Annotated in this window: 28 protein-coding genes, 1 pseudogene and 1 riboswitch; of the genes and pseudogenes, 18 read left to right on the top strand and 11 right to left on the bottom strand. The window is 46.4% G+C overall.

Annotation, left to right across the window (positions count from 1 at the left end):
* The first annotated feature begins 102 nt into the window (after positions 1 to 102).
* A complete protein-coding gene (gene spxO, locus QRX25_RS15950; protein WP_007410067.1) occupies positions 103 to 267 on the top strand; it encodes an anti-adapter protein SpxO in 165 nt (54 codons plus the stop codon).
* 27 nt (positions 268 to 294) lie between these two features.
* Here the strand turns inward: spxO and cssS are convergent, their stop codons facing one another.
* Positions 295 to 1,650: a two-component system sensor histidine kinase CssS gene (gene cssS, locus QRX25_RS15945; protein WP_212099240.1), complete on the bottom strand. Its 1,356-nt coding sequence runs from the start codon at positions 1,648 to 1,650 to the stop codon at positions 295 to 297.
* On the bottom strand, positions 1,647 to 2,324 hold the full coding sequence (cssR, locus tag QRX25_RS15940; protein WP_065982285.1) for a two-component system response regulator CssR: 678 nt from the start codon (positions 2,322 to 2,324) through the stop codon (positions 1,647 to 1,649). The genes cssS and cssR overlap by 4 nt, the downstream gene beginning before the upstream one ends.
* A 276-nt stretch (positions 2,325 to 2,600) precedes the next feature.
* Here cssR and htrB point away from each other — a divergent pair, with 276 nt between their 5' ends.
* Complete coding sequence (gene htrB, locus QRX25_RS15935; RefSeq protein WP_212099237.1) at positions 2,601 to 3,962, top strand: serine protease Do-like protein HtrB; 1,362 nt, start codon at positions 2,601 to 2,603, stop codon at positions 3,960 to 3,962.
* Between the two features lie 48 nt (positions 3,963 to 4,010).
* On the opposite strand, the gene QRX25_RS15930 is transcribed toward htrB, so the two are convergent.
* Entirely contained in the window at positions 4,011 to 4,475 is a 465-nt protein-coding gene (locus QRX25_RS15930; protein WP_065982283.1) for a Dps family protein, read from the bottom strand.
* Positions 4,476 to 4,564: 89 nt separating this feature from the next.
* Positions 4,565 to 5,407, bottom strand: a complete 843-nt coding sequence (locus tag QRX25_RS15925; protein WP_212099234.1) for an oxidoreductase — start codon at positions 5,405 to 5,407, stop codon at positions 4,565 to 4,567.
* A 132-nt stretch (positions 5,408 to 5,539) separates the two neighbouring features.
* Here QRX25_RS15925 and QRX25_RS15920 point away from each other — a divergent pair, with 132 nt between their 5' ends.
* The 4 genes and pseudogenes from QRX25_RS15920 to QRX25_RS15905 all read left to right on the top strand — a co-directional run bounded on the left by QRX25_RS15920 (position 5,540) and on the right by QRX25_RS15905 (position 9,128).
* The gene (locus tag QRX25_RS15920; RefSeq protein ID WP_115996991.1) at positions 5,540 to 7,321 is read left to right on the top strand and encodes a M3 family oligoendopeptidase; all 1,782 of its coding nucleotides are present in this window, start codon (positions 5,540 to 5,542) and stop codon (positions 7,319 to 7,321) included.
* 119 nt (positions 7,322 to 7,440) lie between these two features.
* The gene (locus QRX25_RS15915; protein WP_115996992.1) at positions 7,441 to 7,878 is read left to right on the top strand and encodes a YusW family protein; all 438 of its coding nucleotides are present in this window, start codon (positions 7,441 to 7,443) and stop codon (positions 7,876 to 7,878) included.
* 155 nt (positions 7,879 to 8,033) lie between these two features.
* Positions 8,034 to 8,858, top strand: a complete 825-nt coding sequence (locus QRX25_RS15910) for an ABC transporter ATP-binding protein (protein WP_065982279.1) — start codon at positions 8,034 to 8,036, stop codon at positions 8,856 to 8,858.
* A 2-nt stretch (positions 8,859 to 8,860) separates the two neighbouring features.
* A pseudogene (locus tag QRX25_RS15905) lies at positions 8,861 to 9,128 on the top strand (YusU family protein).
* A gap of 14 nt (positions 9,129 to 9,142) precedes the next feature.
* Here QRX25_RS15905 and QRX25_RS15900 read toward each other — a convergent pair.
* The 6 genes from QRX25_RS15900 to QRX25_RS15875 all read right to left on the bottom strand — a co-directional run bounded on the left by QRX25_RS15900 (position 9,143) and on the right by QRX25_RS15875 (position 14,023).
* Positions 9,143 to 9,376, bottom strand: a complete 234-nt coding sequence (locus QRX25_RS15900) for a LysR substrate-binding domain-containing protein (protein WP_258415311.1) — start codon at positions 9,374 to 9,376, stop codon at positions 9,143 to 9,145.
* Between the two features lie 84 nt (positions 9,377 to 9,460).
* The gene (locus QRX25_RS15895; RefSeq protein ID WP_115996993.1) at positions 9,461 to 11,056 is read right to left on the bottom strand and encodes an MDR family MFS transporter; all 1,596 of its coding nucleotides are present in this window, start codon (positions 11,054 to 11,056) and stop codon (positions 9,461 to 9,463) included.
* A complete protein-coding gene (locus QRX25_RS15890; RefSeq protein WP_212099231.1) occupies positions 11,046 to 11,537 on the bottom strand; it encodes a MarR family winged helix-turn-helix transcriptional regulator in 492 nt (163 codons plus the stop codon). The genes QRX25_RS15895 and QRX25_RS15890 overlap by 11 nt, the downstream gene beginning before the upstream one ends.
* Before the next feature lie 140 nt (positions 11,538 to 11,677).
* On the bottom strand, positions 11,678 to 12,010 hold the full coding sequence (locus tag QRX25_RS15885) for a spore coat protein (RefSeq protein WP_065982275.1): 333 nt from the start codon (positions 12,008 to 12,010) through the stop codon (positions 11,678 to 11,680).
* Positions 12,011 to 12,021: 11 nt separating this feature from the next.
* Entirely contained in the window at positions 12,022 to 12,279 is a 258-nt protein-coding gene (locus tag QRX25_RS15880; protein ID WP_065982274.1) for a hypothetical protein, read from the bottom strand.
* A 196-nt stretch (positions 12,280 to 12,475) separates the two neighbouring features.
* Entirely contained in the window at positions 12,476 to 14,023 is a 1,548-nt protein-coding gene (locus QRX25_RS15875) for an MDR family MFS transporter (RefSeq protein WP_373925712.1), read from the bottom strand.
* A gap of 651 nt (positions 14,024 to 14,674) precedes the next feature.
* Between QRX25_RS15875 and QRX25_RS15870 the strand changes: the two genes are divergently transcribed.
* On the top strand, positions 14,675 to 15,583 hold the full coding sequence (locus QRX25_RS15870) for a proline dehydrogenase family protein (protein WP_212099227.1): 909 nt from the start codon (positions 14,675 to 14,677) through the stop codon (positions 15,581 to 15,583).
* A 29-nt stretch (positions 15,584 to 15,612) separates the two neighbouring features.
* Here QRX25_RS15870 and QRX25_RS15865 read toward each other — a convergent pair whose 3' ends face one another.
* Positions 15,613 to 15,753, bottom strand: coding sequence for a YuzL family protein (locus QRX25_RS15865; RefSeq protein ID WP_013353541.1), 141 nt, complete (start codon positions 15,751 to 15,753; stop codon positions 15,613 to 15,615).
* A 190-nt stretch (positions 15,754 to 15,943) separates the two neighbouring features.
* Between QRX25_RS15865 and QRX25_RS15860 the strand changes: the two genes are divergently transcribed.
* The 11 genes from QRX25_RS15860 to QRX25_RS15810 all read left to right on the top strand — a co-directional run bounded on the left by QRX25_RS15860 (position 15,944) and on the right by QRX25_RS15810 (position 25,724).
* The gene (locus QRX25_RS15860; RefSeq protein ID WP_212099224.1) at positions 15,944 to 18,313 is read left to right on the top strand and encodes a 3-hydroxyacyl-CoA dehydrogenase/enoyl-CoA hydratase family protein; all 2,370 of its coding nucleotides are present in this window, start codon (positions 15,944 to 15,946) and stop codon (positions 18,311 to 18,313) included.
* A 10-nt stretch (positions 18,314 to 18,323) separates the two neighbouring features.
* Positions 18,324 to 19,499: an acetyl-CoA C-acetyltransferase gene (locus QRX25_RS15855; RefSeq protein ID WP_065982270.1), complete on the top strand. Its 1,176-nt coding sequence runs from the start codon at positions 18,324 to 18,326 to the stop codon at positions 19,497 to 19,499.
* Between the two features lie 18 nt (positions 19,500 to 19,517).
* Entirely contained in the window at positions 19,518 to 21,302 is a 1,785-nt protein-coding gene (locus QRX25_RS15850; protein ID WP_065982269.1) for an acyl-CoA dehydrogenase FadE, read from the top strand.
* A 113-nt stretch (positions 21,303 to 21,415) separates the two neighbouring features.
* Complete coding sequence (locus tag QRX25_RS15845; protein WP_045511825.1) at positions 21,416 to 21,772, top strand: arsenate reductase family protein; 357 nt, start codon at positions 21,416 to 21,418, stop codon at positions 21,770 to 21,772.
* Positions 21,773 to 21,831: 59 nt separating this feature from the next.
* A complete protein-coding gene (gcvH, locus tag QRX25_RS15840) occupies positions 21,832 to 22,215 on the top strand; it encodes a glycine cleavage system protein GcvH (RefSeq protein ID WP_013353536.1) in 384 nt (127 codons plus the stop codon).
* 54 nt (positions 22,216 to 22,269) lie between these two features.
* Positions 22,270 to 22,506: a YusG family protein gene (locus QRX25_RS15835; RefSeq protein WP_013353535.1), complete on the top strand. Its 237-nt coding sequence runs from the start codon at positions 22,270 to 22,272 to the stop codon at positions 22,504 to 22,506.
* 68 nt (positions 22,507 to 22,574) lie between these two features.
* The gene (locus tag QRX25_RS15830; RefSeq protein ID WP_014470995.1) at positions 22,575 to 22,940 is read left to right on the top strand and encodes a toprim domain-containing protein; all 366 of its coding nucleotides are present in this window, start codon (positions 22,575 to 22,577) and stop codon (positions 22,938 to 22,940) included.
* 5 nt (positions 22,941 to 22,945) lie between these two features.
* Entirely contained in the window at positions 22,946 to 23,266 is a 321-nt protein-coding gene (locus QRX25_RS15825; RefSeq protein ID WP_013353533.1) for a thioredoxin family protein, read from the top strand.
* A gap of 97 nt (positions 23,267 to 23,363) precedes the next feature.
* Entirely contained in the window at positions 23,364 to 23,714 is a 351-nt protein-coding gene (locus tag QRX25_RS15820; RefSeq protein WP_013353532.1) for an SCP2 sterol-binding domain-containing protein, read from the top strand.
* Positions 23,715 to 23,825: 111 nt separating this feature from the next.
* A riboswitch (SAM riboswitch) is annotated at positions 23,826 to 23,932 on the top strand.
* A 105-nt stretch (positions 23,933 to 24,037) separates the two neighbouring features.
* Positions 24,038 to 25,063: a methionine ABC transporter ATP-binding protein gene (gene metN, locus QRX25_RS15815; RefSeq protein ID WP_212099221.1), complete on the top strand. Its 1,026-nt coding sequence runs from the start codon at positions 24,038 to 24,040 to the stop codon at positions 25,061 to 25,063.
* The gene (locus QRX25_RS15810; RefSeq protein ID WP_065522184.1) at positions 25,056 to 25,724 is read left to right on the top strand and encodes a methionine ABC transporter permease; all 669 of its coding nucleotides are present in this window, start codon (positions 25,056 to 25,058) and stop codon (positions 25,722 to 25,724) included. Before metN ends, QRX25_RS15810 begins: the two co-directional genes overlap by 8 nt.
* Positions 25,725 to 25,728 lie beyond the last annotated feature (4 nt).

Below are 25,728 nucleotides of genomic sequence, written 5' to 3'. Positions count from 1 at the left end.
AAATTTAACCTGATTGTAACTTGTTTTTTTGTTTTGTTTTATTTATATTATAAAGTGAGCTGACCGAATGGTCAAAGTTCTGGCGAAAGGGTGAATCTGAAAATGAAAGAATTAGATGAAATGATCAGCCGCTTGCGAAACAGAGGAATTAAAGTCGAAAAGGTGAAATATCCGAAAAAGACAATTTGTGAAAAGAAATGGGTTCATCAATGCCAAAAACCGCTGAAAACAAACTACAGAGATTTTAACGGCTACTCCTTCACATAAAAAAAGACTGCAATGAAACACTACAGTCTACTTTGGTACGATAATCCGGTAGATTACACCCGATTGGTCATTTTCAATTGAAATTGATGCTTTATGCAGGGTTAAAATCCGTTTTACGATGCTGAGTCCTATGCCGAACTCGCCTTTCTTCCCTTTATTAAAAGGCTCGTACAAGCTGGATAGCATCTCATCCTCGATCGGAGGCCCGTCATTTTTAACCGTCATGACAATCTGCTGCTGATTTTGGCTGATCCGAATGTGAATCGCCGTTTCTGCGTAGCGGATTTGATTTTCAAGAATGTTTTCAAGGAGCTTGCTCCATTGTTCCGGATCACCGGGCATCATCATTACATCTTCTGTGTCAACGGTCCACGATAATTCCTTCCGGGCCCATTTGAGCCGTTCAATGACTTCTTCCGTGACCTTCACAATGTCAAATGTCTCATGGTGCACCCGCTGCTTCATTAAATAATCAAGCTTCGTTAAATATAATAGATCCTTAATTTTCTTCTCAAGCTTTTCTGCTTCGCCTTCAATTACATCAATTGTGTTTTCCAGATCCCCCTTAGGAAAAATCCCGTCCTTTATTGATTGAGTATAGCCCCTTATTACCATGACAGGCGTTTTTAAATCATGAGAGATATTTTGCAGGAGCGTTCTTTCCGTTTCATCCTTTTGCACCAGTTTGCTCCGCATGTCTTCAATGGTATGGCCTAATTTTCCGATTTCGTCTTTTCTGTCGACGATGACCGGATCATCCCAATCCTGTTCCGAAATCCGTTTGACATGCTTTTCTAAGGAAACGAGCGGGCGCGAAAGATATTTAGCAAGCCAAATCGCCGGAATCCAGCTCAGCAAAATCACGCCGGCAATGATAAAGAGCAGCTGCTTGAACAGGGTGTATGCCAGATCATCACGATAAGAATCAAGCGCATATGACAGCATCATGGCATTCTGGCCGTTAATGGTGAGGCCTTTTTTAATGACGAAAAACACTTTTTCACCGCTGATGTCCGCGCTGTAGCGTTTCGTGACGCTGTGCTGGCGGCCCGCGAGATTGTACACCTTATGGATAAAAGAAGAAGAAAAATAGTTCAAGTCTTTGTCGCTGGCCGACTCTTCCCGTTCCGGCAAAAGAACGTGCTGAACGGATCGGAAAGTCGTCGGAGCGGTCGCATCTTCGCTGTAATATCCCCGCTCGATCGACCCGGGCAGCCGATACTCCGTCAGCACATGCTGTTCATTTTCAATGGTCGTGTACGTTTCATCCGTGAAAAAATTACGGAGCGTATTTGAGAACAGCACGAGAAGCAGAATCGAGATGGCTAAAAGGATGCCTGAGATGACCACCCATATTTGAAAAGCAAGCGGCTTATTTTTCATGACGTCATCATCCTGTAGCCGAATCCGTAAATGGTTTCAACCTTTAACCCGGGCATTTTTTTCCGCAGCCTCCGCACAAGATCATCGACCACCCGGTCAGTGCCGAAATAATCATGGCCCCATATTTTCAGCAGAATATCTTCTCTGGAAAAGGGGTGTCCCTTGTGATGAAGAAATAAAAGCAGCAGATCAAATTCCTTAGACGTCAAATTGACAAGGCTGCCGTTTTCATCATAAACCTCTCTGGCCTCTTCGATCACATTGTAGGAGGAAACGGTGATCCCGGTTTTTTGGGGGGCGGGCTGTTCTTTATACACAAGCTCCAGAAGTTTCTGCACCCGTATAATCAGCTCTCTCGGCAAAAAAGGCTTGGCGATATAATCATTGCTTCCAAGCTCTAACCCGAGAACTCTGTCAATATCGGCATCCCGCGCGGAAATGAAAATGACCGGGACATCGGGATCTTTTTCTTTTATTTCTTTTATCAATGTATAGCCGTCCGTATCCGGAAGCATGATGTCAAGAATCCAAAGATGGGGAGACGGCTGCATCTGCTTTCTGGCATCTTCGCCTTTTGTGAAAGATGTAATGTTCCAGCCTTCATTCTCTAAATATTTTGTGAGCAGTTCATTCAGGTTATCCTCATCTTCAACTAGATAAATGGTGTATGACAAGGCATTTCACATCCTTTCAACGTCATTATACTAGTTTTAACACACTCAAGCCGCATTTTCATAATTTCACATATTCTTTTCATTTTTATCCCACAATGTTTGTTTATGATGTGTATAAGGGAAGAAAGGAAGAAAAAAAGCGGGGAAGATAATATGTTCAAACACATTTTGTTTTGGAGCTTTGCTTTTCTCCTTATAATTGGGACAATAGAACTTGTACATGCGATGAATATTTAAACAATAGAATGAAAACATGCTAAAGGAGTGTGCTTGAATATGAACGATCAGCGAGATGACGGCATGAACCGCGATCAGTCAGATCTTTCACATACGGAGCAAAACAGAAATGCCCAGCAGCAGATCAGCCATCAGGAGACGGAGCTGCTCGAAGGCCCCGTCTCGCAAGATGCAGAAAAAGAGACGGCTGCCGGCACGGAATTTGAAAAAACGGCTGCTGTGAAAAAAGAAAAAAAACGGAGAGCCGCTTGGCTGAGCCCGGTTTTGGGCGGCATCATCGGCGGCGGCCTCGTGCTTGGCATTGTGCCGAATCTGCCGGGTGAGCAGCATAAGACAGAAGCTGTTTCTGATACGAAACAAGTTCAGTCATCGAATTTTACGTCAACGCCATTAAAAAATACTTCAAGCGTAGCGGATATGGTAGAAGATTTGGAGCCTGCGATTGTCGGAGTGTCCAACTACCAGGCTTCGCAAAGCAGCCAGTTCGGATTTGACGGCGGTTCAAGCTCTGAAACGGAGAGCGGCACGGGGTCCGGCGTCATCTTCAAAAAAGACGGCGGAAAAGCGTACATCATCACGAACAACCATGTCGTAGAAGGAGCAAACAAACTGTCGGTAACCCTTTATAACGGGAAAACCGAAACGGCAAAGCTTGTCGGAAAGGATGCCATCAGTGACTTGGCCGTACTGGAAATCAGCTCGTCCAATGTCAAAAAAGCGGCCAGCTTCGGGGATTCTTCGCAGCTTCGCATTGCCGATAAAGTGATTGCCATCGGCAACCCGCTCGGCCAGCAGTTCTCCGGCACCGTCACACAAGGCGTCATCAGCGGGCTGAACAGAACGGTAGACGCCGATACATCCCAAGGCACGGTGGAAATGAACGTGATTCAGACGGATGCGGCGATTAACCCCGGAAACAGCGGCGGGCCGTTAATCAACTCCAGCGGCCAGGTCATCGGCATCAACAGCATGAAAGTCAGTGAAAACGGCGTGGAATCACTCGGCTTCGCCATTCCGAGCAACGATGTAGAACCGATTGTCGACCAGCTTCTTGCAAAAGGAAAAGTCGAGCGCCCGTTTTTAGGTGTGCAGATGATTGATATGTCGCAAGTGCCGGAAACCTATCAGGAAAACACGCTCGGACTGTTCGGCGACCAGCTGTCTAAGGGCGTTTACGTAAAAGAAGTGCAGTCAGGCTCACCGGCTGCGAAAGCGGGCATCAAATCAAATGACGTCATTGTAAAATTGAACGGCAAAGATATTGAGAGCAGCGCCGATATCAGACAGATCCTATATAACCAGCTGAAAATCGGCGATAAGACGACTGTTCAAGTTCTCAGAAGCGGAAGCAAAAAGACGCTGAACATATCATTAACGAAACAAACTGAAAGCGCGAGCTGAACGCATAAAAAAAGCTGAACCTTCATCGAAGGTTCAGCTTTTTTCGCGTCATGCTCCCAAGTAGGCTGACAGCATCCACGCATGCTTGTCCGCTTCTTCTGCCAATCCGACAAACAGGTCGGCAGTTGACGGGTCATTTTGTTCCTCAGCGATGCCGATGACAAATTTGGATTCGCGGCTGATTTGTTTGTAGTCTTGAATCAGTGATTCCACCATTTCAGAGGCTGTTTTTTCCTGACCTTCATCTGTAATGGAAGCCTGTTCAAGGTAGCTGTGTAAAGTCGCTGCAGGCTGTCCGCCGATGGCCAGAAGTCGCTCCGCGATCGCATCCGCCGTTTCTGCCGCTTCGTTATACAGTTCTTCAAACTTTTCATGCAGCGTAAAGAAATGAGGGCCTTTTACATACCAATGAAAACGGTGCAATTTAGAGTAAAGGATAAACCAGTTTGATAATTGTGTGTTCATTGATTTCTCAACCAGAGTTTCAGTTTTTTTCGCGTTTTGTGCGTTCATATTCATCGTCCTCCCTGTGATCTGTTAATTTAATTATATCACGTATCAAATAAAAATCAATACTAAATTATAATAATTATAATTTAGGTTTAAGTAAACAGCTTTTTCTTTATAACAGATTCCCAGGCAGACCACGGGAAGAGTGAACGGAAAGCCAATGTCAGCTTAATGCCTCTGCCGATCGGATACCGCAGTTTCTTCAGGCGCTTTTTTTGTGCCAATTGATAAATCAGCTCCGCCACCTCATCGGGATCGCCGCTTTTTGATGCACTGGCTTTGACGTTAGCTTCAATGGGCTGATAAAAGCGGTAATAGGGCGAGTCTTGACCGGGTGCCGTAATTTGATTGGAGAGAGACGTCTCCCAAATCGAAGTTTTATAGGATCCGGGTTCTATTAAAGCGGCATCAATCCCTAAAGGCAGGAGCTCAAGCCGCAGACACTCTGTAAACCCTTCAATCGCGAATTTGGAAGAGGCGTACGGCGAAAGCGCCGGAAAGCCGGTCAGTCCGCTGATGCTGCTGATATTGACAATTTTCGCCCCGCCGTTTTTTCTCATAGAAGGGAGTACGGTTTTTGTGACATGAATCAGGCCGAATACATTCGTTTCAAACTGCTGTCTGTAATGTTCCATCGGCACATCTTCAATAAATCCCCCGTACGCAGTGCCGGCGTTGTTCACGAGCAGGTCAACCGGCCCGAAACCGCTGACGGTTTTACCGAAGTCAGACACTGATTGCTCATCCGTCACATCTAAAGCAACGATCGTAATATGGGCGGATGCTCCCGCTTGAGCGGCGGCTTCTTTCAGTGCTTCAGCTTTCTCCGGCTGTCTGGCTGTTGCGATGACGTGGTAAGACCGGGCGAGCTTCAGCGCTGTCAGCAGCCCGAATCCGCTCGTCGCGCCGGTTATAACGGCAATTTTTCTGTTCATCTTATTATCCCCCTCGTTTGTTCTATTTCTAAGTGTATAACATCTTGCGGATAGGAAGAAGAAATCGTTCGGAAATATGTCAGAATTGTTTTATAATGGAATCAGCTTCGTTAGAAAGGGGTAATGAAAAAGATGGCATTAGAGGGATTGAAGGAAACGTGGGATTTAAACTCCATTTTTGAGGGCGGGAGCAGGTCGGAAGATTTTCAGCAATACATACAAGAGCTTAAAAAGCAACTTAGTGCTTTTCAAAAAGCGGCAGAGGCGTTTACAGTTCCGTCGCATGCTGATGAAGGCGGGGAGCTGGTCAATCTGATTGATAGGTTTGAACGGTCAGCGATTATGATCAGGCAGGCGGGAGCTTTCGTCAGCTGTCTTCAGGCTCAGAACACTGATGATCAGAAAGCGAATGAGTGGAGGGCGCGGATCAATCAGCTGAGCAGTGATTTTAAATCCGCTCTGGTTACGCTTGACGATACACTTGCCCGGATTGACGAGCGGGTTTGGGAGGAGCTGCTGCAAAAACCGGAACTTCAGGAACTCACATACGTTTTAAATGAAAGAAGAGACCGGATCCGGGAGAAGCTCAGCGCTTCAGAAGAAAGACTGATTGAAGGTCTGGCCGTTGACGGCTATCACGCATGGGGCGACCTGTACAATGCGGCGGTCGGCAGAATGAAGATTCCGTTTGAGGATAAAGAGCTGTCGGTCGGCCAAGCGGAAAATATGATGGCGCACCCGGACCGCGGCATCAGGCGGCAAGTGTTTAAGGAGCTTAACGAAGCGTGGAAGGGAGAAGAGGAGCTGTTCGGCAGCACGCTGAACCATCTGGCCGGCTTTCGAACGGAAATCTATAAAGCACGGGGCTGGGAAAGCGCCTTGAAAGAGCCGCTTGCGATCAACCGGATGAAAAAAGAAACGCTGGATGTCATGTGGCAGGTAATTACTGATCATAAAAAGCCTTTTGCCGAATATCTGAATCGAAAGGCGTCTCTTTTAGGGCTGGAGCAGTTGAATTGGTATGATGTGAATGCGCCGATCAGTGAGGCACCGAAAGAATACACATATGATGAAGCGGCCAATCTGATCGTCAGCCAATTTTCGACGTTTGGCAAAAAGCTGTCCGCATTTACGGAAAAAGCGTTCCGCGATCGGTGGATTGAAGCGGAAGACCGGAGCGGCAAACGGGTCGGCGGTTTCTGCACCAGCTTTCCCGACAGCGGAGAATCCCGGATTTTCATGACGTTTTCAGGAAGCGCTTCAAATGTATCGACGCTTGCGCATGAACTCGGGCACGCGTTTCACCAGGAGGCCATGCTCCAAGTGCGGCAGCTGAACAGAGCTTACGCCATGAATGTCGCTGAAACAGCCTCGACTTTTGCGGAAATGATCGTTGCCGACGCCGCTTTGAAACAAGCGGAGACAAAGGATGAAAAGCTGTTCTTGCTTGAAGATAAAATTCAAAAAAGCATAGATATGTTAATGGACATCCATGCGAGATTTTTATTTGAAACGCGGTTTTATGAAGAGCGGAAACAGGGCGTCGTTCCGGCTGAGAAACTGAATGAACTGATGGAAGCGGCGCAGAAAGAAGCATTTTGCGATTCATTAGGGGAATACCATCCTCATTTCTGGGCGTCAAAGCTTCATTTTCATATTACGGGAGTGCCGTTCTACAACTTTCCGTATACATTCGGTTATTTATTTTCGCTTGGAATATATGCAAGAGCTCTTCGGGAGAAAACGGACTTTGAAGAAAAATATATCGCGCTTTTGTGTGACACGGCTTCGATGACCGTTGAGGATTTGGCGATGAAGCACCTTGGAGCGGATCTGACGGAACGGGCGTTTTGGGAAGATGCGATACGCCTTGCGGTACGGGATGTGCAGGAATTTTTAGAGCTGACTGAATGATGATAAATAGTTGAACTGGCCGGAGCTGTTACCGCTCCGGTTCTTTTTTGTTCCATGAATGACAGCGGCCTCCCTTGGAAATACCTAAAAACGATCGGAATTGAATGGGAGTGAATCGCATGAAATGGATCAGGACGGTGGGCGTTTTATGTCTTACGCTGATGCTGATTGCCGGCTGCCGATTGAATGAAGAAAAACGGGAAGCGGAACAAGACAGCACACCCGTGTCATCCGCGAAGCCGGTTCCTTACAGCAGCTTTTCCCTGCGCGTCAACTACGGAGCCGGAGAGCATAACCGCTATGAGGGTTTGTATGAAAGAAAAGGTGGTCATGAAAAGGCAGACATCCAGGATAAGCTCTCAGGGGTTCACAGAGAGGGCGAGGAAGCGCTCGATGAAATGAAGATGATCCTCGGGGAACTTGCCGTAAACAGCCGGATGCAGGAAGGCGAAGTCGTCCGGCAGGTGCTTTCGGCTTTTAATTTAGACAGCCATTATGACCATTTTTATTTGAAACTGAAAAAAAGCGACGGAGAAATGACGGAAATAAAAAAATAACCTCCGTCCGCTGCTTTTTTGCCCAAAACTAATTGATAATGATATTCAGAGTCATTAATTTCTGTTACAATATAATCATTATCTCACGTTGAATGTGTAAGCAGTTTGTTTATATACATAGTGTTGGGAAACACAAAAAAGGAGCGGTTAGCGGTATGAGTGCAATTTCTACAGAGACGCTGAGCTTAGGGTACGGAGAGACTGTTATCATTGACGAATTGGATGTTGCGATTCCAAAAGGCGAAATAACTGTATTGATCGGAAGCAACGGCTGCGGAAAATCGACGCTTTTACGTTCATTGGCACGGCTGATGAAACCGAGGGGCGGTTCTGTGCTTTTAGAAGGAAAAGCCATCGCTAAGCTTCCAACGAAGGAAGTCGCAAGAGAACTGGCTATCTTGCCGCAGAGTCCGTCAGCTCCCGAAGGCCTGACGGTGCATCAGCTTGTGAAGCAGGGAAGATACCCTTATCAAAGCTGGCTGAAGCAATGGTCCAAAGAGGACGAAGACGCCGTGGCAAAAGCGCTTAAAGCGACGAAGCTTGAGGAAATGGCCGACCGCCCGGTGGATTCCTTGTCAGGCGGACAGCGACAGCGTGCATGGATTGCGATGACACTCGCTCAGGATACGGATATCATTCTGCTTGACGAGCCGACAACCTATCTCGACATGACGCATCAAATTGAAATACTTGATTTGCTGTTTGAATTAAATGAAAAAGAAAAACGGACGATCGTCATGGTGCTGCACGACCTCAATCTGGCATGCCGTTATGCTCATTATCTGGTCGCCATTAAGGATAAACAGATTTACGCAGAGGGGCGTCCCGAAGAAGTCATCACTTGTGAGCTTGTGCAGAAGGTATTTGCGATGAACTGCCAGGTAACACAGGACCCGCTGTTCGGCACGCCGCTTTGCATTCCGCACGGACGCGGCAGATGTATCGTGCAGGAAGCGGCCCTCACCGCCCGATTGTCATAATCATGGAAAAGGGAAGGGAACGGTATGGAAGAGAAGCTACAGCAGCAGCTGGACGGCCTGCTTGAGAAATACACAGAACTATTGCTTGGAGAAACAAATCCGGATCTAAAGGAAGAAGTCAGGCAGTGGATTTTGTATACACATATCGCAAAAAGCATGCCTCCCCTCGTAAAACATTGGAATGAATCCTACCCGGACGCCAAAGAGGGCATAAAAGCCGCGATACAGCACATTAAACAGCTCAATGAAGATCACAGAAAAAAACAATAAAAAAGCTTTCGGCATCAAAGAGGGGTGCCGGAAGCTTTTTTTGCTGAAAACGAATCAATAAAGGCCCGTAATGCACTGCTCATATACGAATCCTTCCGCGTGACAAATTCCGTTTTCATCAGGCTGAAGGATTCAGGGATGGTCCAAATCCGAACCGCTCCCAGTGCGGCGTGCTGTGTGATTACGCTTCTCGGAAGCAGTGTAATGCCGAGCCCAGCCGAAGATGTGTTTATCGTCCTCTCGGGCAATGCGGCGGGAGACTGGTCTTTCGGAAACGGGAAGGCCCAGATGATATAAAAAAAAGCCCGCGGCCATCGCGGGCTTTTTCTCTATTAAACGGCTTTCGCTTTTTCTTCTTCTTTGCCTGTTTTTTTGTTTGTCAGTTTAATTGATTTAACAAACAGCGTCAGGATCAATCCGGCTGCGATGAAGGCCAGCCCTGTGAAAAACACGCTGTGAAGCGAATCCATCAGTGACGTTTTCAAAACCGGCACGATATGGGAAGAAAACGCGGCAGGAATCTGCTTAATCGATTCCTGACTGAACAGGGATTGAAGCAGTCCTTCAGGATTCTTGTCAATCATACCTTTAAACTGCTCGGCAAAAGCACTTGCCTGTTTCGGGAGTGAGTCTAAGTAAGGCACCAGTCTGTCGGATAAAAGGCTTCCGGATCTGGCATTCATGACAGCGCCTAGCACCGTAATGCCGAACGTTCCCCCGATCATCCGGAAAAATTGGCTTGAAGAAGTCACGACGCCAAGCTCTTCTTTTGAAAACGTTTCTTGCAGAGCGAGCGTGAGAAGCGGCATGACGAGCCCCATTCCAAGACCGATCACGGCCATATAGCACGTAGCCGCGAGTTTGCTGGTATCCAGCTGCAAAGTCGTTAATAAGAAGAAGCCGACGGCCATGATCAGCATGCCGATCATGATTTGCGGTTTAATCCCGATTTTGTAAACCAGCTGGCCTCCGATAATACTTGTGATGATCATAGATACCATCATCGGCGTCATAATCGTTCCGGACGCGGTGGCGCTGACGCCGATAATTCCCTGCATAAAGAAAGGAACAAACGTGACGGCGCCGAACATGCCGATACTCATGAAAAAGCCGATCAGATTCAGTACAGTAAACGTTCTGTTTTTAAACAGATACATCGGAAGAATTGGCTCTTTTGCTTTGATTTCAGCGAAAACGAATCCGACAATTCCGGCAAGCGCAAGTACAAAGAGACCGATAATCTGCCATGATCCCCATGCGTAATCCTTTCCTCCGAAGCTGAGCGCGAGGAGGAGGCTGACGATTCCGACGATCATTGTGAAAATGCCGGCGATGTCAAAGTTAATCGGCCCAGTCTGTTTTCTGCCCTGAAGTCCTCTTGCGATAAAGATCACGGCTAAGATTCCGACAGGCAGGTTGATATAGAAAACCCATTTCCAATTTAAAGAGTCAACAATCCAGCCCCCGATTTGCGGGCCGATAACGGAAGCAAGACCGTAAATCGCCCCGAAAAGCCCTTGGAACTTGGCACGCTGTTTCCCTGTGAACAAATCCCCGATGACGATCATGGCCATCGGCATCATGACACCGCCGCCGATTCCCTGAAGGCCGCGGAAAATAATCAGTTCCGTCATGTTGCTGGCCATTCCGCACAGTGCGGAAGCTCCCATAAAAATCAATAAACCTGACACATATACGACGCGGCGCCCCAATAAATCTGCAAGTTTCCCCGCAATCGGAACGATCGTCGTTGAAGTTAAAAGATATGCCGTGGTCAGCCACGTCATCATGCTTAATCCCCCGAGGTCACCCACGATTTTAGGAATCGCCGTTCCTACGATGGTGCCGTCAAGGGCTGAGAAAAACATGGCGATAATTAAACCGGTTATTAATAATGCGCGTTTTGGATCCTTTTGTTCAATGCTCATGTTTCGGCAGCTCCTCTTTTCTATCATTTTCTTTTTTAGCCGCCGCGTATTTCTCGGCGGCTTCCGCTACTTTGCGGACGATGTTCATGGACTGAAGCAGTTCCTCATCAGTCAGAACGGACAGGTTTCGCGCTAATATCGCTTTTCTTCCTTCCACGACATCTTCGAATTTTTTTTCGCCTTTTTTGGTAAGGCTGATATCGATGACACGTCTGTCCTGCTGATTATGTTTGCGGACGATGAGCCCTTTTTGCTCGAGGCGGTCGGCCATCAGCGTCACTGCGCTCGGTTTTACTTCCATGCGTTCCGCGATTTCGGAAACTTTGCAGCTCCCGTGCTTTTTCAGGCTGGCTAAAACAAATAATTGGGCAGGCGTCACCTCATGCATCGCCATGCTTTCCATCATTTCCGGCTGTATGTTTTGCAGCAGCGTCTGAAGAGATTTTTGGATATCAGACACATATTGATCCGCGTTTTTCATAATTCCTCCTCATCAGTTCCTTTGAAAAATAATTAACATTAGTTAAATATAAATAAGGATTAATGTTAAGTCAATCCTTTTGTGCAAAAATAAAAAAAGGATTGATGTTTGGCGAAAACATCAAATCCTTTTTCTTCGTGTTACTGCTGGTAGGGTGACTGCTGCTGAATCGTCTGCTGGAACTTCTGATACGATTGCTGAAGCTTTTGGGTATCGGCTGCTTCAATGGAATACCAGCCATTCTGAAACATCACATCGTATAATCTTCTTTGCGCTTTTTGTGACTCATCGAAAATGGCCTGAATATCTTGATAAAGAGACTCATGGCTGAGCTCGTGCAGGGCCGTGCAATATGAAGCCGTTATATACTTTTCCGTCGTCAGCAGCTCATTCACCAAGTCTCTGTCATTCATTTGCGCCGTATTGGGCACGGGCGTTTGCGGGTTAGTGATTTTTTGATTTTGCTGTTCCATGTATTGTCCTCCTATTGCATATAGCCTGTTGTTGTCTGTCCGCCTTGAGCAGGATTCAAGTGGCCCAATATGTTTTGATAATGCTTCTGATGCATCCGGCCGATTTGTTCAAGCTCTTGTTTTAACGTCTGATTCTGGCAGTGTTCCGCCATAAAATGAGCTTTTTTCATGGCAAGAAGATTCCAGTTCAGCATGTCCTCAAGGTACAAATGGTCTTTCGTTGAGATGACGGCAGGCGGCAAGTTTCCGTGCTGCTCTTGGTTGTTCATTTAAACGCCTCCTTCAATTCTGTTCTTTTTAGCTTTCTCTGCGATCGGGATTTCATACAGATAAATTAAAATAACTCACCATTTGTGTAAGAGACATGAATATTTACAATAAAACAGGCACTATCAGAAGAGAAAACCTTCGGATAATGCCTGTTTATGTTAACGTTTCAATATGATGCAGTTGTCAGCAGAGGCACTAGGATTGGGCTTCTGCTGCTGGCTTAGTGTCTAGATCGGTGCCAGCTTTTCTTTCAGATATTTTAATTTTTGGTAGAAGAAAAGCAGAAAATACTCCGGCGATTAATAATATAAGCCCTGCGAAAAATACACTGTGAAGAGAGTCCATTAACGCTGTCTTCATTATCGGTATGATGTGATTTGCTATAGAATGCGGAAATTGTTCGAATGAATCAGAACTGAACAGCCTCTGCAGCAGGACTTGGGGATTGCTGCTGATCATCTCTTTGAGATGAGCTGCCAATGCGTTTTCTTGTTTTGGAAAATTGTCCAAAAAAGGAACTAATTTATCGGTTAATATATTTCCTGACTTGGCATTCATCACTGCCCCCAGAATCGTAATTCCAAACGTACCTCCGATTGAGCGGAAAAATTGGCTTGACGAAGTAACGACGCCGAGCGTTTCTTTAGAGAAACTTTCTTGAAGTGCCAGAGTAATAATGGGCATAACAAGCCCCATACCAAAGCCAATGATTGCTACATAAGTAGTTGCGGTTAATTTGCTTGTGTCATCTTCTAATGTAGATAATAAAAAATAAGCACATGATATGATTGCCATCCCCATGATAATTTGTGCTTTAATGCCGATTTTAAAGACCAGCTGTCCGCCTATAATACTTGAGATAATCATTGCAATCATCATTGGTGTCATGATCGTGCCGGACTCTGATGCACTCATACCGATTATTCCTTGCATGAAGAATGGGACAAAAGTGATTGCTGCAAACATCCCAATACTCATAAAGAACCCTATTAAATTTAGGAAGATAAAAGTTCTGCTTTTTAAAAGTTGCATAGGCAGGATTGGTTCTTTAGCTTTTTTTTCTGCAAATACAAAACCTATAATACTTATAGTGGCCAAAGCTAGTAGACAAAATGTCTGCCAGGACAACCAGTCAAATTCTTTTCCGCCAAAACTGAGAGTAAGCAGCAAACAGACGACGCCCGTAATCATTGTAAACATTCCGGTAAAATCAAAATGAATCGGTCCCGTGTATTTCTTAGCTTGCAGCCCCATCGCAATAAAGAACACAGCTACCATTCCCACGGGCAAATTGATAAAAAATACCCAATGCCAACTGAAAGAATCTACAATCCACCCCCCAATTTGCGGTCCGATTACAGAGGCAAGGGCGTAAATGCCGCCAAATACACCTTGAAATCTGGCACGCTGTTTGCCTGTAAATAAATCTCCAATGACAATCATGGCCATCGGCATCATAATGCCTCCGCCAAGTCCTTGTAATCCTCGGAACACAATTAATGCTTTCATATTATCAGCCAGACCGCACAGTGAAGACCCGATCATGAATATAATCAGTCCGGCCATATATACGGCCCGCCGGCCTAATAGGTCCGCCAGTTTTCCTGCAATTGGAACAATGGATGTAGAAGTTAATAGGTACGCTGTAGTCAGCCAAGTCATCATGCTCAGTCCGCCGAGATCTCCTACAATCTTAGGCATAACCGTCCCTACGATCGTTCCGTCTAGGGCGGAAAAAAACATAGCTATAATCAGTCCGATTAATAAAAGTGTACGTTTAGATTTTCCTGTTGAATCCACTTGAAGGTTCCCTCTTTTCGTATGTTTCGAGCATAGTGATTCTTCAAAAATAAGGTAAATGGATAACTCATGCGGTCCCTTCTTTAAATTCCGTTAGGTAAGAGAAGCCATCTTAAAGATGAAGGATCCGTAAAGCTATTAGAAAAAAATAATAATAATGCTTTGGAGGTATGTTTGTGAGGCATAGGTAAATTCAGCAGAATGATTTTGAAATTCTGCTTTTCCTTTTTAATAGATACGTTCATTAAACTGAATTATCAATTTTAAATATAAGCCATTGTAAAATATAAATCAATTATCTTTTAAGGAATATTTTCAAATTATAAAGGTATAAAGGATTGTAATTATAAGTATTTTTGGGAAAGAAGAAATGAATTATAAGTCAAATATCAACTGGATAAATAGCCTATTTACTTTTTTGTGTCTCTTTAAAAACCGTTTGAATATCTTGATAATATAAATCCTTGCTTTGGCGTACGAGTCTTAAGGATATATGTGCTGGATTGATATTCTGCCAATTTGTACATTTAGCGTGTTTTTTCTCTGCGATCGGGATTTCATACACGAATAAAAGAAAAAGGAGGGGGGTCACCCTTGCTGCGGAGTATATGTTTATTTTTGTCGAAAAATAAAATGCTTACGAAATTCGCCCAGGCTTACGGCCTCCGCTTCGGCGCGGGAAGATTCGTTGCGGGGGAAACGCTCACAGAAGCCGTGAAAACGGTAAAGCGGCTGAACCAAAACGGGTTATCGGCTTCGATTGATTACCTTGGTGAATATGCAGGTTCAGAGAAAGATGCAAGAATGACGGCCGAAGAATGTAAAAAAGCAATCAGGGCGATCGCCGATCATCAATTGGACTGTGAGCTGTCTCTGAAATTAACATCCATCGGTCTGGATATTTCCGAGAAACTCGCGGAACAGCATGTCAGAGACATATTGAAGGAAGCAAAAGAATGCCGTGTCCCCGTAACGGTTGACATGGAGGACTATTCTAGGTGCGGCCGTACGCTTGATTTGTATAAGCGGTGCAAGCCGGATTTTCCGATGCTAGGAACCGTCATTCAGGCTTATTTGTACCGCGCCGCTGAAGATATCAGCAGCCTGATGCCATACAAGCCGCGGCTCAGGCTTGTAAAAGGCGCTTATAAAGAAGCGGCAGCCGTCGCGTTTCCCGATAAAAAAGGGACCGATCTTCATTTCCAGCAGCTGATTAAGCTGCAGCTTTTGAGCGGCCATGAAACAGCGGTGGCGACACATGACGAGGACATCATTTCTTATACGAAAACACTCGTCAGCGACCATCAAATTCCCCGCGGGCAGTTCGAATTCCAAATGCTGTACGGCATCAGAACGGAGCGGCAGAAGGAGCTTGCCGAAGAAGGATACAGGATGAGGGTGTACGTCCCGTACGGAACCGATTGGTACGGCTACCTGATGAGAAGAATTGCTGAGCGCCCGGCAAATGCGGCGTTCGTGCTGAAAGGAATCTTCAAAAAATAACGGCTGCTTCAAAAAGCAGCCGCAGTATGTTATTCCATGTTTTCTTTTTTATATTGCTGATTTTGGCTCGTCCGTTTGCCGCCGCCGTATTTTTGCTTCGGTCCCGCATTTCCTTTCATGCTGGCCGCGCTCACTGCGCCAGAAGACGGATCTTTTCTCCCTCTCACCATATCCTTCACCTCCGGGTTTAATTTTCCCGTCCCCGGCAGAGAACATGCGGAAGGCGAAAAATTTAAAAAAATTCCATATTTGCTATTGAAGTCATCCGGAAAATCTTTTAAGATGAAAGAAGAAAAGGGTTTCATTTTTTTTGCCGAAAAAATGAATGACTATTCATTCAAAGTTCAAGGGGGATGACTCATGCACAAGTTTATAAAGAAGGCAGCCGTTCTCGGATCAGGCGTCATGGGGTCCGGAATTGCCGCGCACTTGGCTAACATCGGAATTCCCGTCCTGCTGCTTGATATTGTGCCAAACGAGCTGACAAAGGATGAGGTGAAAAAAGGGCTGACATTAGAAAGCCCGGAGGTCCGCAGCAGACTGAGCCGATCGGCCATGAAAAAACTGCTGAAGCAAAAACCGGCGCCGCTGACTTCAGCTTCCAATCTCGACTATATAACGGCGGGGAATTTGGAAGATGACGCGGCTCAATTGAATGATGCCGATTGGATTATTGAAGTCGTTGTAGAAAATCTTGACGTAAAAAAACAGATTTTCTCACTTGTTGATGAACACCGGAAACCTGGAAGCATCGTATCCAGCAATACGTCCGGTATTTCCGTAACAAAAATGGCGGAAGGCAGATCTGCCGATTTTAAAGCTCATTTCTTAGGAACCCATTTCTTTAATCCGGCCCGTTACTTAAAGCTTCTGGAAATCATTCCGATTCAGGAAACAGATCCTGACGTGCTGAAGTTTATGACTTCATTTGCAGAAAACACGCTCGGAAAAGGTGTTGTTATCGCAAAAGACACGCCTAACTTTATCGCCAACCGCATCGGTACGTACGGCTTGTTAGTCACGGTAAGAGAAATGCTTTCTTCCGGCTGCGGCATTGGCGAGGTGGATACGGTGACCGGGCCTTTGATCGGCAGACCGAAAAGCGCGACCTTCAGAACCCTTGACGTTGTGGGGCTTGATACATTCGCTCATGTGGCAAAAAATGTTTATGATAAAGCCGACGGCGCTGAAAAAGACATGTTTAAGCTGCCGGAATTTATGAATGACATGCTGAAAAACAATTGGCTGGGCAGCAAATCAGGTCAAGGTTTTTACAAAAAAGAAGGTAAAACAATATATGAGCTCGATCCGCTAACCATGACATACGGCGAGCGCACGAAAATGAAAACGCCCGCTTTAGAAGCCGCCAAACAGGCAAAGGGTGCCAAAGGCAAAATGAAAGCGCTTATTTATGCTGATGACCGCGCCGGACGACTGCTGTGGAATATTACGTCGCAAACCCTCTTATACTCAGCTCAGCTTCTTGGTGAGATCGCTGATGATATAAAAGCGATTGACGACGCCATGAAATGGGGCTTCGGATGGGAGCTCGGCCCGTTTGAGGTGTGGGATGCCATCGGTGTCAGAAAATCAGCGGAGCGGCTTGAACAAGAAGGCGCAAAACTGCCCCGCTGGGTGAAAGAAATGCTTGATCAAGGCCATGAAACATTTTATATGAAGGAAAACGGAACACAATTTTACTATTCAGACGGCCAATACAGGGCAGTAAAAGATAATCCGAAACGGATCAGCCTGCAAACGTTAAAAGAAACAAAAGGCGTGATCAGCAAAAACAGCGGAGCAAGTCTGATTGATCTCGGCGATGATGTCGCCCTTCTGGAATTTCATACGAAAAGCAATGCGATCGGCTTAGACATTATTCAGATGATTGACAATGCGCTTGAGGAAACAGAGCGGAATTATAAAGGACTTGTCATCGGAAACCAAGGCAGACATTTCTGCGCGGGGGCAAACCTTGCGATGATTTTAATGGAAGCTCAGGATGATAACTTCATGGAAGTCGATTTTGTCATCCGCCGTTTTCAGCAGACGATGCTGAACATCAAATACAGCGCCAAACCTGTTGTGGCGGCGCCGTTTGGGATGACACTCGGCGGGGGAACGGAAGTCTGTCTCCCGGCGGCACGCGTTCAGGCGGCGAGCGAATCGTATATGGGTCTTGTTGAAACCGGCGTCGGTCTTATTCCGGGCGGCGGAGGAAATAAAGAGCTGTACATGAATTACTTGAACAGCGGAAGTGAACTGATGGACGCGGCCATTAAAACCTTTGAAACAATTGCGCTTGCAAAGGTGTCCGGTTCGGCGCACGAAGCGCGTGATATGCAGATTTTGTCCGCGGCTGACCGTGTCAGCATGAATCAGGATCACCTGCTGCACGATGCGAAACAGCTGGCAGCTTCCTTATATGACAGCGGATACCGCCCGCCAGCCCGCAAAAAAGTGAGAGTCACCGGGGAAACCGGCTGTGCGGCGTTACTGCTCGGAGCAGACCAAATGAGACGGTCGGGTTATTTATCAGATCACGATATGAAGATTGCGAAGAAGCTGGCTCATGTCATTGCCGGAGGAAGAGTTCCGTTCGGCACGGAGGTTTCAGAAGAATATTTACTCGAGATTGAAAGAGAAGCCTTTTTAAGCCTCGCTGGCGAGGCGAAGTCTCAAGCGAGAATGCAGCATATGCTGGTCAAAGGCAAACCTTTACGGAACTAGGAGGGTGTTTATGAGAGAAGCAGTCATTGTGGCCGGTGCGAGAACTCCGGTCGGTAAAGCGAAAAAAGGGTCGCTTGCAGCCGTTCGTCCTGATGATTTAGGCGCGCTTTGTGTGAAAGAAACGCTGAAACGGGCAGGCGGCTATGAAGGGAATATCGATGACTTAATTATCGGATGTGCAACACCTGAAGCCGAACAAGGATTAAATATGGCGCGGAATATCGGTGCGCTGGCGGGGCTTCCTCATACGGTGCCGGCTATTACGGTGAACCGCTACTGCTCTTCCGGACTCCAATCCATCGCTTACGGAGCTGAAAAAATCATGATCGGCGCGGGTGACACGGTAATTGCGGGCGGTGCGGAATCCATGTCGCAAGTACCGATGATGGGGCATGTGACCCGCCCGAATATCGCTTTGGCGGAGCATGCGCCTGAGTATTACATGAGCATGGGACACACAGCGGAGCAGGTCGCCGAAAGGTACGGTGTATCCAGAGAAGACCAGGATGCGTTTGCCGTCCGGAGCCATCAGAATGCCGCAAAAGCCCTTAAAGAAGGGAAATTCAATGACGAAATCGTACCGGTTGAAGTGTCGCTGACAGAAATCGGTGATGACCATAAGCCCCGGAAAAAACAATTTATCTTTTCTCAAGATGAAGGCGTGCGTCCGGGCACATCGGCTGACGTTTTAGCGAAGCTCCGTCCGGCGTTTTCTAAAACGGGAACCGTGACGGCCGGGAACTCTTCACAAACAAGTGACGGCGCGGCGGCTGTCATGCTGATGGATCGCGAAAAAGCTTCGTCGCTCGGATTGGCGCCGCTTGTCAAATTCCGTTCCTTTGCCGTAGGCGGCGTTCCGCCAGAGGTAATGGGGATCGGACCGATTGAAGCCATTCCGCGGGCGCTCAAGCTTGCAGGACTCGAATTACAGGATATCGGGCTTTTTGAATTGAATGAGGCCTTTGCTTCACAGGCCATTCAAGTTATCAGATCGCTCGGAATAGATGAAGAAAAGGTGAACGTAAATGGAGGCGCCATCGCGCTCGGACATCCGCTCGGATGCACGGGGGCGAAGCTGACCCTTTCACTCATCCATGAAATGAAACGGAGAAACGAGCAATTCGGCGTGGTGACGATGTGCATCGGAGGCGGCATGGGCGCTGCCGGCGTATTTGAGCTCATTTAAAAAAAGGGGGAAACGAACATGAAACAGGAAACGGTCAACGTCAAAAAAGGCGGCAGCTTTCTGATTGAAGAAACGGGATATGATCAAGTATTCACACCGGAGGATTTTACTGACGAACATAAAATGATCGGCAAAACGACAGAAGACTATGTCGTAAACGATGTTCTTCCTTATATTGATGAAATTGAAAACCATCAGTTTGAGCACTCAGTCAGACTGCTGAAAAAAGCCGGAGATCTCGGTCTCCTCGGAGCAGATGTGCCTGAAGAGTACGGCGGCATCGGCCTGGATAAAATCAGTTCAGCCTTCATTACGGAAAAGTTTTCACGTGCCGGCAGCTTTTCGCTTTCTTACGGCGCTCACGTCGGTATCGGTTCATTGCCGATCGTGTTCTTCGGCACGGAAGAACAGAAGAAAACATATTTGCCGGACTTGGCTTCAGGACAAAGAATCGCGGCATACGCCTTAACTGAGCCGGGTTCAGGTTCAGATGCCCTCGGCGCGAAAACAACGGCCGTTTTGAATGAAGCGGGCACACACTATATTCTCAATGGAGAAAAGCAATGGATTACAAACTCCGCCTTTGCAGATGTCTTTGTCGTCTATGCTAAAGTGGACGGAGATAAGTTTTCCGCATTTATCGTAGAAAAAAATTATCCGGGTGTGTCAACGGGCCCTGAAGAGAAAAAAATGGGGATTAAGGGTTCATCGACAAGAACGCTGATTTTAGATCAGGCGGAAGTGCCGAAAGAAAACCTTCTCGGCGAAATCGGAAAAGGCCATGTCATTGCCTTTAATATCCTGAATATCGGGCGTTACAAGCTTGCCGTCGGCACAATCGGGGCTTCTAAACGGGTGATTGAGCTGTCTGCCGCTTACGCAAACCAGCGCCGGCAATTTAAAACGCCGATCTCAAGTTTCACGCTCACTCAGGAAAAGCTTGCGACGATGTCAGCAAGGCTTTACGCCATGGAGAGCTCTGTATACAGAACAGTGGGTCTGTTCGAAGATAATATGAGCAGACTGACGGAAGAAGCGCAAAAAGACGGACGCGAAGTCGCGAAGTCAATCGCCGAGTACGCGATTGAATGCTCGCTCAACAAAATGTGCGGGTCTGAAACACTTGACTACATTGCCGACGAAGGCGTTCAAATTCACGGCGGTTACGGGTTTATGCAGGAATATGAAGTGGAGCGCGCTTATCGTGACTCCAGAATCAACAGAATTTTCGAGGGCACAAATGAAATCAACCGCCTGATCGTAACGAGCACGTTCCTGAAAAAAGCCTTGAAAGGGCAGCTCCCGCTCTTTGAAAAAGCGAAAGCGCTCCAGGAAGAGCTCATGATGCTGATGCCTGAAGAGCCGGGCTCAGAACCTCTTGAACAGGAAAAATACATTGTCAGACAGGCGAAAAAGATCGCCCTGCTGACAGCGGGACTCGCGGCGCAGAAATACGGAAAAGAGATCGAAGGCGAGCAGGAAATCATGGTGAACATTGCCGATATCGTCAGCGCGCTGTACGCTTTGGAATCTGCCGTCCTCAGAACGGAAAAAGCGATTGCGGCGGACGGTGCCGAAAAAGCCGCGCAGAAGCTGTTATATACGGAAATCTTTGCCCAGGAAGCCCTTCAGAACATTGAAGCGCACGCCAAAGAATCACTCATCGCCATGGAGGAAGGAGATTCCCTCCGCATGATGCTTTCTGTGCTGCGCAAACTGACGCGTTTGACACCGAAAAATCTCATTCAGAAAAAACGTGAAGCGGCTGCCGCTGTCTTCCGTGAAGAAAAATATACGGTTTGATCACATGCTGTAAGCGCTCCTTCATCCGGAGCGCTTTTTCATGAAGCAACGTTATAGGTTTTTACCAGTGATTGTGTTAAAATAACGACGATCATTTACAAGGGGTGAAGAAGATGTCGTTAAATTTTTACTGGTACCCTAAATGCGGAACGTGCCGTAATGCGAAAAAATGGCTGGAAGACCGCGGTAAGGAAATAAACGAAATACATATTGTGGAAGAAACACCGGCGAAAGAAGAAATCAAAGACCTCTACGAAAAGAGCGGCCTTGAGCTCAGAAAGTTTTTCAACACGAGCGGCATGAAATACCGCGAGCTGAACTTAAAGGAAAAACTGTACCACATGTCAGAGGATGAACAGCTTGAACTCCTGGCATCAGACGGTATGCTCCTGAAGCGCCCGATTACGACAGACGGCGAAAAAGTCACTGTCGGCTTTAAAGAAGACCAATTCGAAAAATATTGGATGTAATGCCAGGTTCAAAGAATTATGGTATCTTCTTATTATAAGAAAAAAATGGAGGGATTTAGATGAGCACACCGAAAGATATGCGTTATTCCAAAGAGCACGAATGGGTAAAAGTTGAGGACGGAAAAGCCCGTATCGGGATTACACACTTCGCGCAATCCGAACTTGGCGACATCGTATTTGTCGAGCTTCCTGAAGTCGGCGCTGAAATTAAAGCGGACGAGCCATTCGGCAGCGTAGAATCTGTCAAAACCGTATCCGAACTATACGCACCGATTAACGGAACGGTGACGGAAGTGAACGAAGACCTTGATGACAGTCCTGAATTCGTAAACGAGTCTCCGTATGAAAAAGCGTGGATGATCGTCGTGGAACCGGCTGATGCTGAAGAAATCGAAAACCTCATGACTTCCGAGCAATATGACGAAATGACACAGGAAGACTGATCGGATAGCAAAAGGGCCATTTGGACATTCTATCTGTAACGGGAGGTGTCCAATATGGCTTTTGATAAACAAAAGGTCGATGTCACGGAGAACATCACGGGCCGCTTTCAAAACGGCCGGTTTTCCTTGTTTCATGAAAATGAAGCCATCGGCGAGATGACAGGCATGAACCAGTACGAGCTCAAACAGGGCTTTTTATTTGAAAATCAAAAATTTTATAAAACAGCCGATGTCATAAACGGCAACGATCCGAAATATGTGGATTGCGATTATGAGAACGGCTGGTGTTAACTGTTGGCGGTGAATTTCACTGCCTTCTTTTTCAATTGAGCCTAAAACAATCGGCAGGTGATGCGCTTATGTTCAACGGAGATGAAAAGGTCATAATCGTAGAAGGAAAATCAGATAAAATCAAAGTCAGGGAAGTGCTCATCGAACCCGCGGAAATCATCTGTACAAACGGAACGATCGGCCAAACCGAACTGGAAGACTTGGCGGACCGCCTGTTTGACAGAGACGTGTATATTTTAACGGACGCAGACGACTCCGGAGAAAAATTAAGAAAACAGCTGAAAAGGGAGCTTCCCGAAGCGCGCCATATCTGCATAGACAGAACATACAGGCAAGTCGAATCGTGCCCGGGCCATCATCTCGCATCTGTGCTGATCAGAGCCGGCCTTGATGCAGACCCTGTATTTTTGAAAAAGAACGACCTGAGGTGGTAATCAAAATGAAAGAACTCCAAGAAAATGAACTCGAATCGATTCAGGATGACGTCTATCTCCTGTATTTGTACACCCCGTTTTGCGGCACATGCCAGCTGGCGTCCAAAATGCTTTCCGTCGTCGAAGAAATGCTGCCAGAAGCCGCCTTCTATAAAAACAACGTGAATTATTCCCCCGCATTCGCCAAAGCCTATCAGATTGAGAGCGTTCCGTGCTTTTTGCTGTTTAAAGGCGGAGAGCTTGTTGAGAAAGGATACGCCTTCCGCTCCGTTTCCTATTTATATGAGCTGATTAAACAAAAAACATCGCAAACGTTCCCGATGTGACAATTTTTACAGGAAAATGTCGTGCGGTTTATAAAGGGTTCTGTCCGTTAAAAAGAGAAATGTGTATGTATGGCCATTAAAACGGGAGGTTATACGAGTGGAGAAAATAGAAGTTTTAGAGAATGACGGACAGCATCTGTTTTTGAAACCGCTATTAAACGCCTCAACGCTGCTGATTACATTCCAAGGAGAAACAGAAGCCTTAACGGTCTCAATTAACGGACAGGGAGAAATGAGAAAAACGGCGGCTTCAAAGGAAAAATCTAATTTGACCTTTTACGGAAACCAGACGGAAATCATTCATCTCTTGCACGGTGATGTCTCTTTGCAGAAACTTATCCAAAGCGGAAAACTCAAAGTGAAGGGATCATTTCGGGCCCTGCTGAAGCTGGAGGCCATCCTCTGGCTGACAAACGGATTTTTTCAGGCGGTCAGCAAGCGGCCGTAACTGCCATTCTACCTATGTGACAATAGCTCCCATTATTTATTTTATTGACTTTTTATCATTCGCCGTGCTATTCTACAGTAAGAATTTCCGGACGAAAATACAATATGTTTTCTCTTATCAAGAGAGGTGGAGGGAAGTGCCCTATGAAGCCCGGCAACCATCAACGATGTTGAAATGGTGCCAATTCACTCAAAGCGATCTGCTTTGGAAGATGAGAGAAAGGCCTTTTTCAATAAGCCTTTCTGCTCATTTTTGCAGAAAGGCTTTTCTTTTGCAGAGAAACCCGGAAGATTTCTTAGAATAGTGTAAGGCAGGTGATTGCTTTGATCCATCTTCAAAATGTTTCAAAAATTTACAAAGCGAAGCATGGGGATGTCAATGCTGTCCAAGATGTCACTCTTGATATCAAAAAGGGCGAAATATTTGGAATTATAGGATATAGCGGAGCTGGTAAAAGTTCCTTAATCCGTCTCCTGAACGGCCTTGAAAAGCCGACATCAGGCACCGTGGAAGTCGCGGGGACGGAATTAAATAAAGTAAGCAGCCGCGCATTGAGAAAAGCGCGTCAGGAAATCAGCATGATCTTCCAGCATTTTAACCTTCTTTGGTCGCGAACCGTCCGGGAGAACATTATGTTTCCGCTGGAAATCGCCGGCGTGAAAAAAAGCGAACGAGTCCGCCGCGCCGATGAATTGATTAAACTGGTCGGATTAGAAGGAAAAGAAAAGTCTTATCCGTCGCAGCTGAGCGGCGGACAAAAACAGCGTGTCGGCATCGCCCGGGCGCTCGCCAATAATCCGAAAGTCCTTCTATGTGATGAAGCGACATCAGCGCTAGACCCGCAGACGACCGATTCAATTTTAGATCTTTTATCCGATATAAATGACAAACTCGGCCTGACAATTGTGCTCATTACTCATGAAATGCACGTCATCCGAAAAATCTGCAACAGAGTCGCCGTCATGGAAAACGGGAAAGTCGTTGAAGAAGGCGAAGTGCTCCAAGTCTTCAGAAACCCGCGTGAGCCGATGACAAAGCGTTTCGTTCAGCAGGTGACAGAACCGGAGGAGACGAAAGAAACCATTCAGCATTTTCTGCAGGAAACCGCCACAGGAAAAACGATTCAGCTTTCATTTGTCGGGCAGGCTGCCGAACAGCCGCTCATTACGGAGATGATCCGAAACTTTGACGTGGACGTCAATATTCTGCAGGGGAAAATTTCACAGACGAAAGACGGAGCCTACGGTTCTTTATTCATCCATATTGACGGTCAGGAAAAAGAAGTAGAAAACGTGATCCGGTTCATCAAAGACAAACAGGTAGAAGCAGAGGTGATCACAAATGTTTGAAAAATGGTTCCCGAACGTTGATATAACCGAGCTGTGGACGGCCACATACGAGACTCTTTATATGACGGTCATCGCTTTAGCCTTTTCATTTGTCATCGGAGCGATTCTCGGCCTTCTGCTCTTTTTAACGGGAAAGGGAAGCTTATGGGAAAATAAAATCATTAACACCGTGATTGCGGCGGTTGTCAATATTTTCAGGTCTATTCCGTTTCTTATTTTAATTATTCTGCTTCTCGGCTTTACTAAGTTTTTGGTCGGATCGATTTTAGGGCCGAACGCGGCATTGCCCGCGCTGATTATCGGCTCCGCGCCGTTTTATGCCCGCCTTGTTGAAATCGCGCTCCGGGAAGTTAATAAAGGAGTCATCGAAGCTGCGAGATCAATGGGAGCAAAGACATCGACGATTATCTTCAAAGTACTGATTCCTGAATCAATGCCTGCGTTAATCTCGGGCATCACCGTTACGGCTATCGCCCTGATCGGATCTACCGCCATTGCCGGCGCCATCGGTTCGGGCGGACTCGGAAACCTTGCATATGTAGAAGGATACCAGTCCAATAATACGGATGTAACGTTTGTGGCAACTGTATTTATTCTCATCATCGTCTTTATCATTCAAATTATCGGTGATGTGATTACAAATATAATAGACAAAAGATAAGGGA

Origin of the sequence: Bacillus sp. L381, assembly GCF_030284525.1 — a bacterium.
In the GTDB taxonomy this organism is placed as follows: domain Bacteria; phylum Bacillota; class Bacilli; order Bacillales; family Bacillaceae; genus Bacillus; species Bacillus amyloliquefaciens.
Note: the sequence above shows the minus strand (reverse complement) of the source record. Positions and strands in the feature narration are given on the sequence as shown.